Annotated in this window: 14 protein-coding genes, 1 pseudogene and 1 other annotated feature (1 of these 16 cut by a window edge); of the genes and pseudogenes, 11 read left to right on the forward strand and 4 right to left on the reverse strand. The window is 46.3% G+C overall.

Annotated features, from left to right (window positions below; genetic code table 11):
- Positions 1-125, forward strand: a binding site (T-box leader) (it extends 146 nt beyond the left edge of the window).
- Between the two features lie 96 nt (positions 126-221).
- Positions 222-3,002, forward strand: coding sequence for an isoleucine--tRNA ligase (gene ileS / locus J2S00_RS09940; protein WP_307338916.1), 2,781 nt, complete (start codon positions 222-224; stop codon positions 3,000-3,002).
- 278 nt (positions 3,003-3,280) lie between these two features.
- On the forward strand, positions 3,281-3,412 hold the full coding sequence (locus J2S00_RS09945) for an FbpB family small basic protein (protein WP_307338919.1): 132 nt from the start codon (positions 3,281-3,283) through the stop codon (positions 3,410-3,412).
- Between the two features lie 123 nt (positions 3,413-3,535).
- On the opposite strand, the gene J2S00_RS09950 is transcribed toward J2S00_RS09945, so the two are convergent.
- Positions 3,536-5,524 (reverse strand): TRAP transporter permease, encoded by a 1,989-nt coding sequence (locus tag J2S00_RS09950; protein WP_307338922.1) that lies wholly within the window; start codon positions 5,522-5,524, stop codon positions 3,536-3,538.
- A 113-nt stretch (positions 5,525-5,637) separates the two neighbouring features.
- Entirely contained in the window at positions 5,638-6,663 is a 1,026-nt protein-coding gene (locus tag J2S00_RS09955) for a TAXI family TRAP transporter solute-binding subunit (RefSeq protein ID WP_307338924.1), read from the reverse strand.
- A 346-nt stretch (positions 6,664-7,009) separates the two neighbouring features.
- Between J2S00_RS09955 and J2S00_RS09960 the strand changes: the two genes are divergently transcribed.
- From J2S00_RS09960 to J2S00_RS09990, 7 genes are all read left to right on the forward strand, one after another.
- Entirely contained in the window at positions 7,010-8,419 is a 1,410-nt protein-coding gene (locus J2S00_RS09960; protein ID WP_307338927.1) for an aspartate aminotransferase family protein, read from the forward strand.
- 103 nt (positions 8,420-8,522) lie between these two features.
- Positions 8,523-9,401, forward strand: a complete 879-nt coding sequence (locus J2S00_RS09965; RefSeq protein WP_307338930.1) for a MurR/RpiR family transcriptional regulator — start codon at positions 8,523-8,525, stop codon at positions 9,399-9,401.
- 48 nt (positions 9,402-9,449) lie between these two features.
- On the forward strand, positions 9,450-9,929 hold the full coding sequence (gene lspA, locus J2S00_RS09970; protein WP_307338933.1) for a signal peptidase II: 480 nt from the start codon (positions 9,450-9,452) through the stop codon (positions 9,927-9,929).
- 3 nt (positions 9,930-9,932) lie between these two features.
- On the forward strand, positions 9,933-10,841 hold the full coding sequence (locus tag J2S00_RS09975) for an RluA family pseudouridine synthase (protein WP_307338935.1): 909 nt from the start codon (positions 9,933-9,935) through the stop codon (positions 10,839-10,841).
- Positions 10,842-10,867: 26 nt separating this feature from the next.
- Positions 10,868-11,662, forward strand: coding sequence for a ribonuclease HII (gene rnhB, locus J2S00_RS09980; protein ID WP_307338938.1), 795 nt, complete (start codon positions 10,868-10,870; stop codon positions 11,660-11,662).
- Positions 11,655-12,017 (forward strand): YraN family protein, encoded by a 363-nt coding sequence (locus J2S00_RS09985; protein WP_307338941.1) that lies wholly within the window; start codon positions 11,655-11,657, stop codon positions 12,015-12,017. Before rnhB ends, J2S00_RS09985 begins: the two co-directional genes overlap by 8 nt.
- 42 nt (positions 12,018-12,059) lie before the next feature.
- Positions 12,060-13,646 (forward strand): YifB family Mg chelatase-like AAA ATPase, encoded by a 1,587-nt coding sequence (locus J2S00_RS09990; protein WP_307338944.1) that lies wholly within the window; start codon positions 12,060-12,062, stop codon positions 13,644-13,646.
- Between the two features lie 278 nt (positions 13,647-13,924).
- On the opposite strand, the pseudogene J2S00_RS09995 reads toward J2S00_RS09990, so the two are convergent.
- Together J2S00_RS09995 and J2S00_RS10000 are read right to left on the reverse strand one after the other, a co-directional pair.
- Positions 13,925-14,190, reverse strand: a pseudogene (locus J2S00_RS09995) (transposase); the annotation flags it as partial.
- Positions 14,121-14,477, reverse strand: coding sequence for a transposase family protein (locus J2S00_RS10000; RefSeq protein WP_442319988.1), 357 nt, complete (start codon positions 14,475-14,477; stop codon positions 14,121-14,123). The gene J2S00_RS10000 and the pseudogene J2S00_RS09995, both read right to left, overlap by 70 nt.
- A gap of 507 nt (positions 14,478-14,984) precedes the next feature.
- Between J2S00_RS10000 and J2S00_RS10005 the strand changes: the two genes are divergently transcribed.
- A complete protein-coding gene (locus J2S00_RS10005) occupies positions 14,985-15,746 on the forward strand; it encodes a 3-oxoacyl-ACP reductase (protein WP_307338948.1) in 762 nt (253 codons plus the stop codon).
- A gap of 277 nt (positions 15,747-16,023) precedes the next feature.
- Positions 16,024-16,328, forward strand: a 305-nt coding sequence (locus J2S00_RS10010) for a transposase (RefSeq protein WP_307338952.1), incomplete at its 3' end; no start/stop codon positions are given.

Consider the following 16,328-nt stretch of genomic DNA (forward strand, 5'->3'; position numbering starts at 1 on the left):
ACGAATCCAGAGTGAACGCAGCGTCTCCTGACAGAGTATAACAGTTATCATCCTTCCTTTATAACGGTGTCAGAGACTGCTTGCGTTTACTAGGGTGGTACCGCGAGCAACCTCTCGTCCCTAGATGGATGAGAGGTTTTTTATCGTTTTAGTTTTTTATCCTTTCCCATGTCTTGTTATTCTTTCATGACAGATGAGTTTGAAACTGGAGGGATCAATCAATGGATTACCGTCAAACATTACAAGTGATGAAAACAGACTTCCCCATGCGGGCCAATTTGCCCAAGCGGGAACCGGATCTGCAAAAGTGGTGGGACGAGATCGATATTTACCGCCAAGTGCAAGAAAGGACCAAAGGACGTCCAACCTACATCCTCCATGACGGCCCCCCTTATGCCAACGGGGACATCCATGTGGGCCATGCCCTGAACAAAGTACTGAAAGATATTGTGGTCCGCTATAAATCGATGACAGGTTACCATGCCCCATATGTGCCCGGATGGGATACCCATGGGTTGCCGATTGAACATGCTGTGATTAAGAACGAAAAAGTGGACCGCAAAAAAGTGGGGATCACTAAATTCAGACAGCTGTGCAAACAGTATGCTGAAAAGTATATTAACCGTCAGCGGGAGCAATTTAAACGCCTTGGGGTACGCGGAGATTGGGATAACCCCTATATTACTTTCCAGCCTGAGTATGAAGCCCGTCAAGTGAAAGTGTTTGGGGAGATGGCCAAGAAAGGATACATCTATAAAGGGTTAAAACCGGTCTATTGGTCCCCCTCTTCCGAGTCCGCACTGGCTGAAGCTGAAATTGAATATAAGGATAAACGCTCGCCATCCATCTATGTGGCCTTTCAGGTCATAGATGGCAAGGGTAAGCTGGATGAGGACAGTGCGGTTGTGATTTGGACGACCACGCCATGGACTATTCCAGCCAACTTGGCCATTGCGTTGCACCCCGAATTTGATTATGCACTGGTTCGTGTCAAGGGACACAAATATCTGGTGGCCAAGGGGCTTTTGGAGCAGCTGCAACAAGAGCTGGAATGGGACGGGTATGAGTTCTTGAACACCTTCAAAGGTGCAGAACTGGAACATGTGCTCACACGCCACCCGCTGTATGACCGGGAATCCCCCCTGATTTTGGGTGAGCATGTCACGTTGGAATCTGGCACCGGCTGTGTGCATACCGCTCCGGGACATGGGGAAGAGGACTTTTATGTGGGACAGCAATACAACTTGGGAGTTTTAAGCCCTATTGATGACCGCGGATACTTTACCGAAGAAGCACCTGGATTTGAAGGCTTGTTCTATGATGATGCCAATAAAGTAATCACCCAAAAACTGGATGAAGCAGGTGCCTTACTTAAGTTGTCCTTTATTACGCACTCCTATCCCCATGATTGGCGCAGCAAAAAGCCGGTTATTTTCCGGGCCACAGAGCAATGGTTCGCCTCCATTGACGGTTTCCGTGAAAAAATGCTGGAGGAAATCAAGAAAGTCAAGTGGGTGCCGGCCTGGGGCGAGACCCGCATATACAATATGGTCCGGGACCGGGGTGACTGGTGTATATCCCGCCAGCGGGTATGGGGTGTGCCTATTCCGATTTTCTATTGTCAGGACTGCCAAAAAGAGATTATTACAGATGAAACCATTGAGCACATTTCAAACGTCTTTCTTCACGAAGGTTCTGATGCCTGGTATGAGAAAGATGAACAAGCGCTGTTGCCGGAAGGATTTAAGTGCCCGCACTGCGGCTCATCCTCCTTTACGAAAGAGACAGACACAATGGATGTCTGGTTTGACTCCGGCTCTTCCCATGAGGCAGTGCTGAAACAAAGGGAGGACCTCTCCTGGCCAGCAGACTTATATCTGGAAGGAACCGACCAATCCCGCGGTTGGTTCAACTCATCACTGTCCACTTCAGTGGCCGTGAACGGTCGGGCTCCGTACAAAACAGTGTTGGGCCATGGTTTCACCTTGGACGGAGAGGGACGCAAAATGTCCAAATCGCTGGGCAATGTGATTGTGCCCCAAAAAGTGATGGATCAGCTTGGCGCCGACATCCTGCGCTTGTGGGTCTCTTCCGTGGAATATACACAGGACGTGCGCATCTCCGATGAGATACTGAAACAAATTGCCGAGGTGTACCGTAAAATCCGCAATACCTTACGCTTTATGCTGGGTAACCTGGCCGACTATGATCCACAGCAGGACCGGGTCAATATGGAGGAGTGGTCGGAACTGGACCATTTCATTATGCTGAAGGCGCAAAAGGTGCTGAAGCGGGTTCGGCAAGCCTATGAGGACTTCCAATTTCACAATGTGTATACGACCATCCACAACTTCTGCACCATTGAATTAAGCGCCTTTTACCTGGATGTCTCCAAAGACTTGCTGTATACGGAGCCTGCTCAGGCCAAAGCACGCCGGGCTACACAAACGGTGATGTATGATATCTTAACCATGCTGGTCAAATTGCTGACGCCGATTATGCCGCACACCACCGAGGAAGTGTGGAGATATATCCCTGGCGTCCAGGAAGAAAGCGTTCAGCTGACAGACTTTCCGGAAGTGGATCCAACTTACTTTAATGAGGACTTGGAACAAAAGTGGAATGCCTTTATGAAAGCCAGGGACGAAGTACTCAAAGCCCTGGAAGTGGCCCGTAAAGAAAAAGTGATTGGTTCATCATTGGGAGCCAAGGTTCATCTCTATCCGAACAAAGAAAACTTCCAGTTATTAAAGCAGTTCGATCAGCTGGACAAATTGTTTATCGTGTCTCAGGTTGAGCTGTATGATGAGCAAACTCCCGCCCATGAACAGGCACTAGGCTTAGAAGGCATGAAGGTATATATCCAGCCGGCTGAAGGTGAGAAATGTGAACGCTGCTGGGTAATCACCCCTGAACGTGGACAGGATGAGAAACACCCCACGCTTTGCCCGCGCTGTACCAGCATTGTCAACGAGCACTACCAACACCTTATGAAAGCGTAAAAGACAACCTGGCTTCGCCAAGCTAAGGGCGATGGCGAAGCCTATGTTCTCTCTTGCTTAACCTGGTCAGAAATTTATGTTATAATAATATTACTGAACTAAGTGCTTTTATAGCACTTAGTTCTTTTTGCGGCCAATTGTCAAACAAATGTAACAATTATAATGGTTACAAACTAAAAAAATAGGGTAAAATAATAAGTGAAAAGGGTCACAATGATCCAAGGGTAAATATCTGACTAATCCTACTTGACATAAAAAAATAAAAAGAGGTGATGCACATGCGCCGTACCAGAAAAATTACTCTGGAAGAGCTGATCAAAGAGAACAAAGATCTGCTCCTAAATGATAAAAAAGAGTTAGAAAAAATCGAAAAGCGCCTGGAAGAAAAGCATGTAAAAAATTTGTACTAATTAAGACAACCAATTGCAGTCATTAATTCAATGTCTGTTGGCCAATGCTTAACAAGTGTAAACAGTGGTATACACGTATAAAGAGTAGGCGGGGAAGAGTCCCGCCTACTCTTTAGATTTTCATTAAGTTTGCTGTGGTTCAACCTGCTTATTGTTAAGGCCGGAGTCATCGGCACGTTGTTTCTGGATGAACCAGATCAGGGCAATAAGCACCAATCCGGCTAAGTCCACCCATTTATTGGGGGAAATGAGTAACAGTCCCGCTACAAATAAGATGATACGCTCCCAAACATAGGCGCGGCGAATCAGATAACCCATTAAAGCACTGCTGATCCCGACCATCCCAAACAGTGCAGTGAGCACAGCAAGTGCTAATAATAATGGTGTATAGTCGATCAGAATGAGCATGGGATTAAAGACAAAAATGTAAGGAATGATGTATGCTGCTACAGCCAGTTTGACCGCTGTTACTCCTGTCATAAACGGATTGGAGCGGGCGATACCTGAACCTGCGTATGCGGCAAGACAGACAGGTGGTGTAATGTCAGCCACAATGCCAAAGTAGAACACAAACAAGTGTGCGGCAAGCACAGGTACAGCAAAGTCAGGATGACTCACTAAGGCGGGTGCAGCAATGGAAGCGGTGACCACATAGTTAGCCGTGGTCGGCAGCCCCATGCCCAGCAGGATGCAAGCAAACATGGTATAGATTAAGGTCAAGAACAGAACACCGCCGGACAGATTGATAATCCCACCGGCTATTTTGCCTCCCAATCCTGTGATCACAACGATTCCGGCAATAATCCCAGCGGTCGCACAAGCCGCGATCACGGGTAAAGCAACCCGTGCCCCTTGCTCCAACGTTTCTAATATATCCCTAAATGAAAAGCGAGTTTCCTTTCTAAAGAAACTGAGCACAAATGCGGTGGCAATACCCACCAGGGCTGCACGAATAGGTGAGAAGCCCATCAGTAATGTGCTAAAGATCAGCACCAAGGGCAAAATCATATAGCCGCGGCGCAAGATCACTTCTTTAATATCTGGTAACAGTTCTTTGGGCAGGCCTTTAATGCCCAGCCTTTTGGACTCGAAGTGCACACCCATAAACACACCGGTGAAATAAAGCAAAGCAGGAATCAGGGCAGCCAGCATGACCTGACTGTAGGGGATGCGAGTGTACTCAGCCAGCAAGAAGGCAGCAGCACCCATAATCGGGGGCATTAATTGGCCGCCTGTGGAGGCCGAAGCTTCTGCAGCTGCTGCAAACTCCGGTTTAAACCCCGATTTTTTCATCATAGGGATGGTAAAGGATCCCGAACTGACCGTATTGGCTACGGAACTTCCTGTTACTGTTCCTTGTAAAGCACTAGCTGCTACAGCTGCCTTCGCTGTTCCCCCTGTATATCGGCCAGTGGCAGCAAAGGCCAAATCATTGAAGAACTGGCCAATCCCTGTCTTGATCAGCAGCACGCCAAAAAAGAGGAACAGGAAGATAAACTTAGACGACACTTGAATAGGTGTACCGAAAATAGCTTCTGTACTAAAGTATAATCGTATTACCAGATTTTCCCATGTAAAGCCGCGATGGGGAAAGAAAGGCATTTGCTGGCCGTACAAGGCATAAATCATAAACAGCGTGGCTATAACGACGATCGGCAAGCCGACACAGCGGCGTGTGGCTTCCAGAACGAGCAGAACCCCAAGTGTCGCCACAATAATATCCAGCTCAGTTGCATTGCCTCTAGGGATACGAACTGTTAACTCATCGAGAAAGAAAGCAAAATAATAGCCAACAAAGAGAGAGGTGAAAGCCAGTATGACATCGTACCAGGGGACACTTTTTTGTTTGCGCTGTATTCCTTTTTTCACAGGATACAAAAGAAAGATGAGACCCAAAGCCGTTCCCACGTGGATCGCCCCCTGCATCTGAGAGCGCAGGATGCCAAATGAAGCTGTATACAGATGGAACAACGTCAGTGAAATGGCTAAAAAAGAGACAACCCAAGCCCACTTTCCTAATTTTTTGCGGTAAGCACTTTCCCGGTCATATTTTTCCAAGAGGGAGTCATCCTGGGTTTGGTTCTGCGTTTGAGTTGTATCTTGTTTAGTCATAAAGGAAGTCACCACCTTGATTTAATAAGGCAATCAATCAGATAAGCCAATCAAGGGGCCAAACACACTGTGCCTGGCCCCTTTCATCTGTGTTGCGTGTCTTGTATACCTATTTAATCTAAAACACCTTGTTCTTGATAATATCTTTCAGCACCCGGATGGATCGGCAGTCCATCAGAACCTAATAGGGCATTTTCAAGTGTGGTGTGGTCTGATTGAGGATGAGTGTTCTCATCAGCATGCTCAATCATGACACGCGCCAACTCATAGGCAAGGTCGTCGTTAACCTTATCTGTATTAGCCACCAAAACGGCATAGGCGGAAACCACGGTCACGTCCTCATCAATCCAATTATAGGTTCCGGCCGGGATGGTGTAGGCTTCATAGCCGCTGTTTGCTTCGATATATTCAAGGGCCTCAGCAGAAATCTCCAGAAGCTTCACATCACCGGCAGAAGCTTGCAGTTCCTCAATGCCTGCATTGGGCAAACCAAGCAAGCCAAAGGAAGCATCTATGGTATTGTCTTGAAGACGGTCTCTGGCAGCACCAAAATCCTCTTGGAACGCTTCATAATCGCCATCTTCAAGACCGTAGGCTTCCAGTACCAGTTTGGCCACAGCCTGGGTTCCGCTTCCCGCAGGTCCAATGGCCACCCGTTTGCCGCGCAGATCTTCAATGCTTTCAATCCCACTGCCTTCACGGACCACAATTTGCAATACTTCAGGATAAATATGGCCGATGAAAGCGAAATTGGTAATAGCACCGTCAGCAAACTCACCTTCACCATTGTAGGCTTCCAGAGCAGGAATGTGTACTGTCATACCCAAGTCAAACTCACCTGTGCCGATTTTGGACAGGTTCTCCACAGAAGCACCGGAAGCTACAGCGTCAAAATTAGCATCAATGTGATTGTTCCATACATTAACCATTTCTTGTCCTAAGGGATAATAGGTCCCTCCAGTACTACCGGTTCCCATCACATAATATCCGTCAGTACCTTCTTGGGGTGCTTCTTCAGTAGCATCGCCATTGCCTTCTGCTTCAGGCTCCTGACCATCGTCTTGGGCAGCTCCACAGGCAGCCAAGACTAAGGCCAAAGCAAGGAGTAAGGCAAGCAAGCCAAACTTTCTGTTCTTCATAGACAGAATTCCCCCTTGTTTATATTATTTTAACCCCTTTACGATTCAGGCCAACCAGGTTCCGGTATGTATGGAGTTCTGAATAGTAAAGGAGTTATTCCCTCTTTTATTACCCGTTCGTTTTGCTAAGTAAACTTGGACAGCAAGAAACTTTCCCTTGCGACCAACATCATCATACCACACATTTTTCATATTTTGTACAGTCAAACAAATTTTTATTGCTTTTTTACCAGAAAGGGTGTAAAATGAATGAAAAATTTCATATAATAATAAACGAGAAGGAAATATTCCTTCATAAACAAGAAACCATGAATGAAATTGAATAGACTTAGGGGGAGGAAGAACGATGGCGATTGTAGCCCATCAAGATCCGCTTCAATTATTAAAAAACAGAACAAAAAAATCGTATCAACTGTTTCAAGAAGCTCAGCAGGTGATGCCGGGGGGTGTCACAGCCAATATTAAATACTTTGATCCGTATCCCATTATGATGGCCGAAGCTGAGGGCTCCCGTCTAAAAGATGTGGACGGCAACGAGTATGTGGATTACTTACTGGCCTATGGGGCCCTGATTCTGGGACATGGCCATCATAAAGTAACCAATGCGGTTATCAGACAGATGGTGACCAAGGGGACCACTATTTTTGGCACCCCCCATGAATTGGAAGTTGAAATGGCCAAACGTCTGGTTAAGCTCTATCCAGGAGTGGAGCAGGTCCGTTACACCAACTCTGGCACAGAAGCCACCTTGCTGGCGATCCGCCTAGCCCATGCTTATACAGGTAAATCAAAAATTGCCAAGTTTGAGGGGCATTACCATGGAGGATATGACCAGGTGCTGTTAAGTATCAATCCGCCCCTTGATCAAGCGGGACCAGCCGATGCACCCGTGGCCGTGCCTGATTCAGCAGGGATAGATGTTTATTATCAGGAACATACCATTATTTTACCTTTTAACGATCTCGAAGCGACTGCTGACATTTTAAAAGCCCGCAAAGAGGAGTTGGCTGCAGTGGTCGTGGAACCGGTACAGGCTGGTTTTATCCCTGCCACTGAATCATTCATGCAAGGCTTGCGTAAGTTAACAGAAGAACTTGGCATACTGCTGATTTTTGATGAAGTGAAAACGTGCTTCCGTGTCGCCTTGGGAGGGGCCCAATCCCTCTATGGTATCAAACCAGATCTCACTGCTCTGGGCAAAGTCTTGGGTGGCGGCTTCCCAGTCGGTGCTGTCGGGGGTAAGAAAGAGATCATGGACGTGGCTTCTCCGCATGGAAAAAAAGATGTGTTTGAGATGAATGTCAAATCAAAGAAGAAAGACGTTCTCTTCCATAGCGGGACATACAATGGACATCCTTCTGTTCTGGCAGCGGGATTGGCTACTCTGGATGTGCTGGAAGAGGGAGACAACTTTGAGACCATTGTCAGAACAACGGAAAAACTTAGACGCGGACTGGAAAATGTGTTAAGATATTATCAGATTCCTGTGCAAACATTGGGACTGGGAACCATCTTTAATCTGGTCATGACCACTGAACCTATCACCAATTATCGGGATTTGCAAAATGCGAACCTTGATTTACGCAGGCAATTGGATTATTATCTCCTAACACTAGGAGTTTATACGAAGCCGCTGAACCGTTATTCCCTGTCTCTGGCTCACAGTGACCGCGAGATTCAGGAGACCATTGATGCTTATGAAGCGGCAGCCAAGCAGTTGCTGGTGAAGAGAGGTTCACAGTTAAATCAAGACTGACGTTTCCGTCTTCTTCAAGCCCAAGCTCATCCGCATCATTTTCCTGGTCCCGTTGCTCACCGTCCCGATGAAGGCTAAATTTTATAAGAAGGGGCGATCTGATTTGTACAAATCAGATATTTATGAACGGATCATGGAAAAAATGGGTCAGATGAGCAAGTCACAACAGAAGATTGCCCAATATATTATTAACCATCCAGATTCGGCTCCTTTCCTTACGGCCAGCAAGCTGGCCCAGTTATCTGGCGTTGGCGAGGCCACTGTTGTCCGCTTTGCCGTCTTCCTTGGTTACCAGGGGTATCCTGACATGCAACGCCATTTGCAAGAAGCGTTGAAGCGCCAATGGACGACAGTCGAACGTCTGCAAATGACCAGCATGGCCAACCGTGATAAAAAGGAAAGTGTGGTTCATGAGGTATTGCATGATGATATCTCCAACTTGCAGGCCACTCTGCAGCAGATTGACAAAGACGAGTTTAACAAGGCAGTCAAGGCCATTATTGAAGCTGAGAATATTTATATTATCGCCTATCGCAGTGCAGCCAGTTTAGGCGCTTTTCTGGAATTTTATCTTGATCTGGTGTTGCAAAACACGGAGTTGATTGTGCAAGCAGATGGCATATCCGAGCATTTATTGGGCATGACAGATAAAGATCTGGTGATTGGCATGGGTTTTGCCCGTTACACGAAGCGAACGGTTGAAGTGATGAAATATGCCCAGGAAAAAGGGGCCAAAACCATGTGCCTGACCGATCATATTTTGTCCCCGTTAATGCCCTATGCTGATATACGTCTCACTGCAGCCAGTGATATTAACTCTTTTATTAATTCATTTGTGGCACCGCTCAGTATTATCAATGCCTTGATCACAGCTGTAACCCGGATTGAAAAAGAGAAAGTGGAAAAACGGCTGGAGGAATTGGAAGACTTATGGGAGAGCTTTCGTGTTTTTCATCACTCATTTGCCGATGAACAGGCCTAACCGTCATATCTCTTGGAAACAGGATCAATAAATAAATGGAGGAAGAAGATGATCTACTTCTTGATCGCACTTGGAGTTTTGGTTTTTGATCAAATCACCAAATGGCTGGTTGTGCGCTACATGGACATCGGCCAATCCATTCCGATTATCGAAGGCGTTTTTTATTTGACTTCACACCGTAATGCGGGTGCTGCGTTTGGCATCTTGCAAAATCAGCGTCTTTTTTTCATCATTATTACCACCATCGTAGTGAACGGTGTCATCTATTATATTGTGAAGGTTAAAGATCAGAAAAAATTGCTTTCCCTGTCCTTGGCTCTGATTTTGGGCGGTGCATTAGGCAACTTTATTGACCGCTTATTCATGGGTGAAGTCGTTGACTTTTTGGATGTGAAAATTGTGATCGGGTCATTTTTTTATGATTACCCCATTTTTAATATAGCTGACAGTGCCCTGGTGATCGGGGTAGGATTAATGCTGGTGAATACGCTAAGAGAGGGACGTAAAGAAAAATCAAAGGATCGATGAACGATGTCACAAGCGCATATTTTCGATTGGCAGTATGAAGAAGCAGACGGGATACGCATCGATAAATTTCTGGCTGAAGAGAGTGAAGGGTGGTCACGCTCCCAGATTCAAAGCTGGATCAAAGAGGGGCGTGTAACGGTGAACGGCCAGCCGGTTAAAGTAAATTATAAGCTGACCGAGAATGATCATGTGGTGTTGCGGGTACCACCTCCGCAGGAAGTGGATATTAAACCGGAACCAATGGATTTGGATATTGTTTACGAAGATGAAGACGTGCTTGTGGTAAACAAGCCAAGGGGCCTTGTTGTGCATCCCGCTCCGGGGCATTACAGCGGGACGCTGGTCAATGGCTTGCTGGCCCACTGCACAGACTTGTCAGGCATAAACGGAGTTTTACGCCCCGGTATTGTACATCGGATCGATAAAGATACCTCAGGCTTGCTGATGGTGGCGAAAAATGACCGCGCCCATCTGTCCTTAGCCAAACAATTAAGCGGGCACCGTGTCATCCGCAAATATGTGGCCTTGGTGCATGGACAAGTGGGTCCCGGTTCAGGAACGATCAATGCCCCCATTGGCCGGGACCCTCACAACCGGCAGCGAATGGCTGTGGTTGCCGGTGGCAAGCCGGCTGTCACTCATTTTGAGGTGATTCAACGTTTTACTCGCTACAGCTTAATCGAGTGCCGTTTGGAGACGGGACGGACCCACCAAATCAGGGTTCATATGAAGTATATTGGCCATCCCTTGGCTGGTGATCCTGTCTACGGTCCCGCCAAAACGCTGCCCATCGACGGCCAAGCCTTGCATGCCAAGGTACTGGGCTTTGAACATCCCTCAAGTGGAGAGCAGATGATTTTTGATTCTCCGCTGCCCCAAGACATGGAGCAACTGATCAATTCGTTAGATTGACCAAAAAGCGTGAAAGGAAGGACAGGATGGACACGTCCAAAATGACTGTATCCCAGTTAAAAGAATGGATGCGCCAGGCCAAGAGGCAGGAAGTGGAGGCTGTACTGCCTTTCTTGGAACAGGATAAGCGCAAGGGTATCAGGCAACTGGCCAGCCAGTGGTTGCGCCAAGAAGAACTGAACCGCCACAAGGAAGCACGTTGGGAGCGGCTGATCGCCATGGAACAAAAGTTAAGGGAGCAAGGTTACACCGCGATTGCCGGAGTGGACGAGGTTGGCAGAGGCCCATTGGCCGGACCAGTTGTGGCCGCCGCCGTGATTTTACCGGCTCAAATCCGTTTGCTTGAATTAAACGACTCCAAACAATTAAGTGCCTCCTTAAGGGAAGAGCTGGCTGTAGAAATTAAAGCGCAGGCGGTTGCTTATCATGTCGCTTTTGTGGATGCAGAAGAGATTGACCGCATTAATGTGTATCAGGCAAGCAAAAAAGCGATGACGCTAGCGGTCCAAGGACTGTGTCATGCACCGGACTATGTGCTTTTGGATGCCATGACCATCCCCCTTCATATCAGCCAACGCTCCATTGTCAAGGGAGATAGCCGCTCTGCCTCCATTGCTGCAGCCTCAGTTTTGGCCAAAGTGGAGCGGGATACGTGGATGAAACAGCAGGCTGTGCGCTACCCCCAATATGGCTTTGAACGCAATATGGGTTACGGTACTAAAGAACATTGGCAAGCGATACATACATATGGATTAACACCCTTGCACCGCAGAAGTTTTATTGACGGCCAGTTGAGCTTGGAGGACATCATGCATGAGTGAATGGCGCCGGAAACTGGGGGTTTACGGGGAACAATTGGTTGAAAAGCGTTATCGTGCTGCCGGGTTTGAGCTCCTGGCGCGCAATTTTCGTTGTCGTATGGGTGAAATCGATTTGATTTTTAAAAAAGGCAACTGCCTCTATTTCGTTGAGGTACGTACCAAAAGCAGTGGTGCTTACGGTACCGCAGAAGAGTCAATCACCCCCAGGAAAATGGCCACCATTCATAAAGTGAGCCAGTACTTTCTTCTTCGGTATAACATGGGGGAAGTGAATGTGCAATATGATGTGGTTGCTGTTTATATAGACAGCAAGAAGAAGCAAGCGTGGATCAAGCGTTACCCCCAAGCTTTTTAAGCAAAAAAGACGAAAGATTGCTAAATTTGAGGGGACTTTGTGATGTATGTCAAATTGTATGGCGCCCATCTGTCGGGTATAGAAGGACAAATTGTTGAGGTTGAAGTGGATATCGCGCCGGGATTGCCCCAGTTTGATATTGTCGGTCTGCCGGGGACAGCGTTGAAAGAATCAAAGGAAAGGGTGCGCTCGGCCATCCGCAACAGCGGCTACCAGTTTCCCACCAAACGGATCACGGTCAATCTGGCTCCTGCCCATGTGCGTAAAGAAGGTTCATTTTTTGACCTGGCTGTGGCTCTGGCGATTCTGATTGCAGACGGACAGGTGGAGTTACCCCAGAAAGTGAGCAAGCAATTATCCCGGCTGTTAGTGATAGGCGAACTGGCCCTGGACGGGACCACGAGAAAAAGTGAAGGTATTTATCCATTGCTGCTTTCGGCCAAACAGGAAGGGTTTACGCATATCTTTTTGCCTGTTGAAAATGCAGCTGAAGCACAGTTCATCGAGGGTGTCCGCCCTGTTTTGATCAAAAATCTGAAACATTTGCTCCAAATGCTTCATGCTCCGGAAAAGTGGGGCAGGCCTGTTGATAAAGTGGCACAGCTGCGGGTGAAAGTGGGAGATGGCCCGTTTGTTTCCACAGCAGAGCAAAAAGTAGAAAACAAACATATGGAATTATTTGAGGACATTATTGGGCAGGAGCATGTCAAACGGGCCTGTGAAATTGCCGCGGCAGGCTTTCATCACATGCTGATGGTGGGCCCCCCTGGGAGTGGAAAAACGATGTTGGCCAGACGTTTGATCTCAGCCTTGCCTCCCTTGACTGAGCGGGAGTGGGTGGAAGTGGCCAAAGTCCACAGTGTGGCTGGCATGTGGGGAGATGATTCGTATATGGGGAAGCACCGGTTGTTTCGGGCGCCCCATCACACCATCACAACGACCGGCATGCTGGGTGGGGGCAACCCTGTTAAACCGGGGGAGATTAGTCTGGCCCACCACGGAGTGTTGTTTCTGGATGAGTTTTTGGAATTTAAACGTTCGGTGATCGAAGCGCTTCGGGAGCCTCTGGAAATGCGTCATGTCACCATTACCCGTCACCATCAGCGGTATACGTTCCCAGCTTGCTTTCTGCTGGTTATCGCTTTGAATCCTTGTCCTTGCGGCTATTATGGCTATGAGACTGAAAAGAACCCCTGCACCTGTACGGCTACACAAATCGAACGCTACCGGGCCAAACTGTCCGGTCCCATCATAGACCGCATTGATTTACAAGTTGAGGTACCGCTGTTAAGTTATGATGAAATTGTGGGGGCAGATGTGCCACAAAGTGACTCCTACAGCACCTCCAACATCCGGTGCCGGGTTGAACAAGCGCTGGCCTTCAAACAGGAGCGCACCAACAGTGACAAGCCAAACGGATTGTTGACGGCTCAAGAGGTAAAAGCGATTTGCCAGCTGTCACGGGAAGCGGAGGTGTTTATGCGGGAGGTTTTTGAATACCACCAGTTAAGCATGCGAGGATATCATAAGATTTTAAAGGTGGCCCGCACCATTGCTGATCTAAATGAACATGAATTGATAGTAGAAGAGGATATTGCCGAGGCGGTTGGTTACAGGCTGGGGAAGTGAGGATTTAATGGATGACCAGTAAGTGAGGGACAAACGAAGTGATAGAAGTGATAGTTGTTGGTTCATTACGTGTGGCTGTATCAAGGTTGGTGATCACATTAAGGTGGAAGTTATCAAAAAGTGGCTCTTCGTCATTTGGCTCTTCGTCATTTTTTGTGGAGCTCGCACATTTCCGGGCCTTGTATAAGCCGTAAAATCTCCTTCTTCACCTAGTCAATCAAGAGACGATGGCGCGAAAGGGTCAAGTGCTTTTGGCTTGAGGCTTGAAGCGACATCATCTAAGCTGAGGCGAAGTGAAGAAGGGAATGAGCTTGTTGAAAACAGCCACATTCAAGCTTAACTCTTAACCTAAATCGTTTTCTATTCCGGTAGCCATAAGCCCTTCTTTTAAGGTTCTTAATCTTATGGTTTGTACCTTCTGTCCTTGCATTGGTATAGGTAACCGAAAATAGGCTAAAATATGAGTTTTCCAAGTCACCAGTGTCTTGCTGAAATCATGAAAAGGCATGAATGAACTTTGAAGGGCTGCCTGAATCCAGGTATCGTCTTATAGGGCAGATGGACCTGCCGACTCACATAACTGATGGTCACTCCGGGACACATGTCGAAAACATATTTTCTGAAACGATGAGTTTGATGTTTGCTTTTTGGTACAGATGGGAGGTGCTCATCAAAGATTTCCTGACAGTTGGTACAGTGCCAACGCTTGAGTTGGATGATCAAATAAACCGGTCGGTTATGAATGGGCAGGTCACGTACGCTTCTCAGGCGTTGATCATGCTTTTTCCACTCTTGAAAACCACAGTAAGGACAACGCTCAGGGGGATCCATTGTCTCCACCTGAATCACAACTTTATTTTCCGTGATTTCTTGTTTTAAAACCGTAAATTCTGGCAATCCTAGTGGTAAACGGATATCTGTTTTCACTCGCTATTTCCTCCAATCGTTTTGTTTTTGCCTATGACAAGGATTGCCAGGAAATAGCGAGTTTTTTCATGTCATCTTAACTACTTCTCACAAAAAATGACCATGAATCACAATTTCTAAATAACTTTCCAACTTATTTAACTTATAAGGAGCGGTTTTCTCTTATCCCTTTCCCAATTTTTTTATGTTTTTCTCATCAGCACTTAAATTTTTCTCATCAGCACTTAAATATGATTCCGACTCTACCAGATGTATGTCCATGAACGTTCGATTCTTATTCAACTTTTGTCTAAGCAAATTCTCGGGAGTCTCCATCGTAGCACCCAATATACCAAATTGGTTTATCCAACGCATTGGCCAACTTTTTAGCATACATTCATCTATCAATTAATGTGTGAAAGGAGTCTGTCAATGAATATCAATGAACAAGTAGTGCTTATTACTGGAGCAAGTCGTGGTCTAGGTGCGACCATTGCACGTGCATTTTCCAGGGAGGGTGCCCGTGTCGTAATAAACTATTATCGTAGCGAAAAGTTAGCAAATAAATTAGCAGAAGAGTTAGGTGATCAATCTCTTGCCATCAAGGCTGACATCAGAGATTCAAACCAAGTAACAGCTATGTTTGACCAAGCAAAAAAATATTTCAATCATCCTGTTACGACCATCGTAAACAATGCACTGGTCAACTATGTATTTGATCCCCAAAATCGTAAGACACCTGATACAATTAGCTGGGATGATTATATGCAACAATTAGAAGGGAGCGTTAAAGCAGCATTAAATACTATACACGCTGGGTTAGCCGATATGAAAAATATTGGATTTGGAAGGATTATCAACATCGGAACTAACTTAGTCCAAAATCCGGTTGTACCATATCATGACTATACCACCAGTAAAGCAGCATTGCTTGGTTTCACGCGTAATATGGCCAAAGATCTCGGTTCTTATGGCATAACCGTGAATATGGTATCTGGTGGACTATTAAGAACAACTGATGCCAGTTCAGCCACAAGTCAGGAAGTTTTTGATCTGATTGAATCCACAACTCCTTTACGAAAAGTAACGACTCCTGAAGATTTAGCAGATGTGGTATTGTTCTTTGCCTCTCCTTGGGCCAGGGCAGTTACTGGTCAAAACCTGATAGTAGATGGTGGACTTGTGATGAATTAATTCACAAAAGTCTGGGCGGGAAAGCCCACAACGATTAGCTGTGGGAGGAGGTTAACCTTAATAAAAAAATAGTTTTAAAAGAGGGAGGGACGTTAGTACGGCCTTCCCCTATATATCGTTCTTTTGTTATTATTGCCTCTATTATTGTTTGGTTATCGCCTTGCTAGATGGCCACAGATGACGTACAATATTTTGTGTAAGCACTTGAAAAAATAAAAATAGGTAGGGTATCCTCGGAATTGTCCAGATTCCATAAGAGAAAGGAGTACCCTACCTTATGGTATCAAGTGTAACAAATTCCGGAATAGAAAATCAACTAGATAACTTGTTAAGAGCATTTGTTAAAGAAAAACTTGAGCTCATTATGAGAGAGGAGCTTGAAAACTTTTTAAAGGTCGAAAGACCTAATGAACCTAACTGCAAAAATGGCTATTATCAACGTTCATTAGACACACGTTATGGCAAAATTGAAAACCTTATGGTTCCCCGTGATCGACGAGGAATGTTTCATACTCAGCTCTTTGAACCTTACCAACGTCGTGATGGTTGGCTAGAAACAGCCATTATCAAAATGTATCAAAG

This window comes from Caldalkalibacillus uzonensis (assembly GCF_030814135.1).
Lineage (GTDB): Bacteria > Bacillota > Bacilli > Caldalkalibacillales > Caldalkalibacillaceae > Caldalkalibacillus > Caldalkalibacillus uzonensis.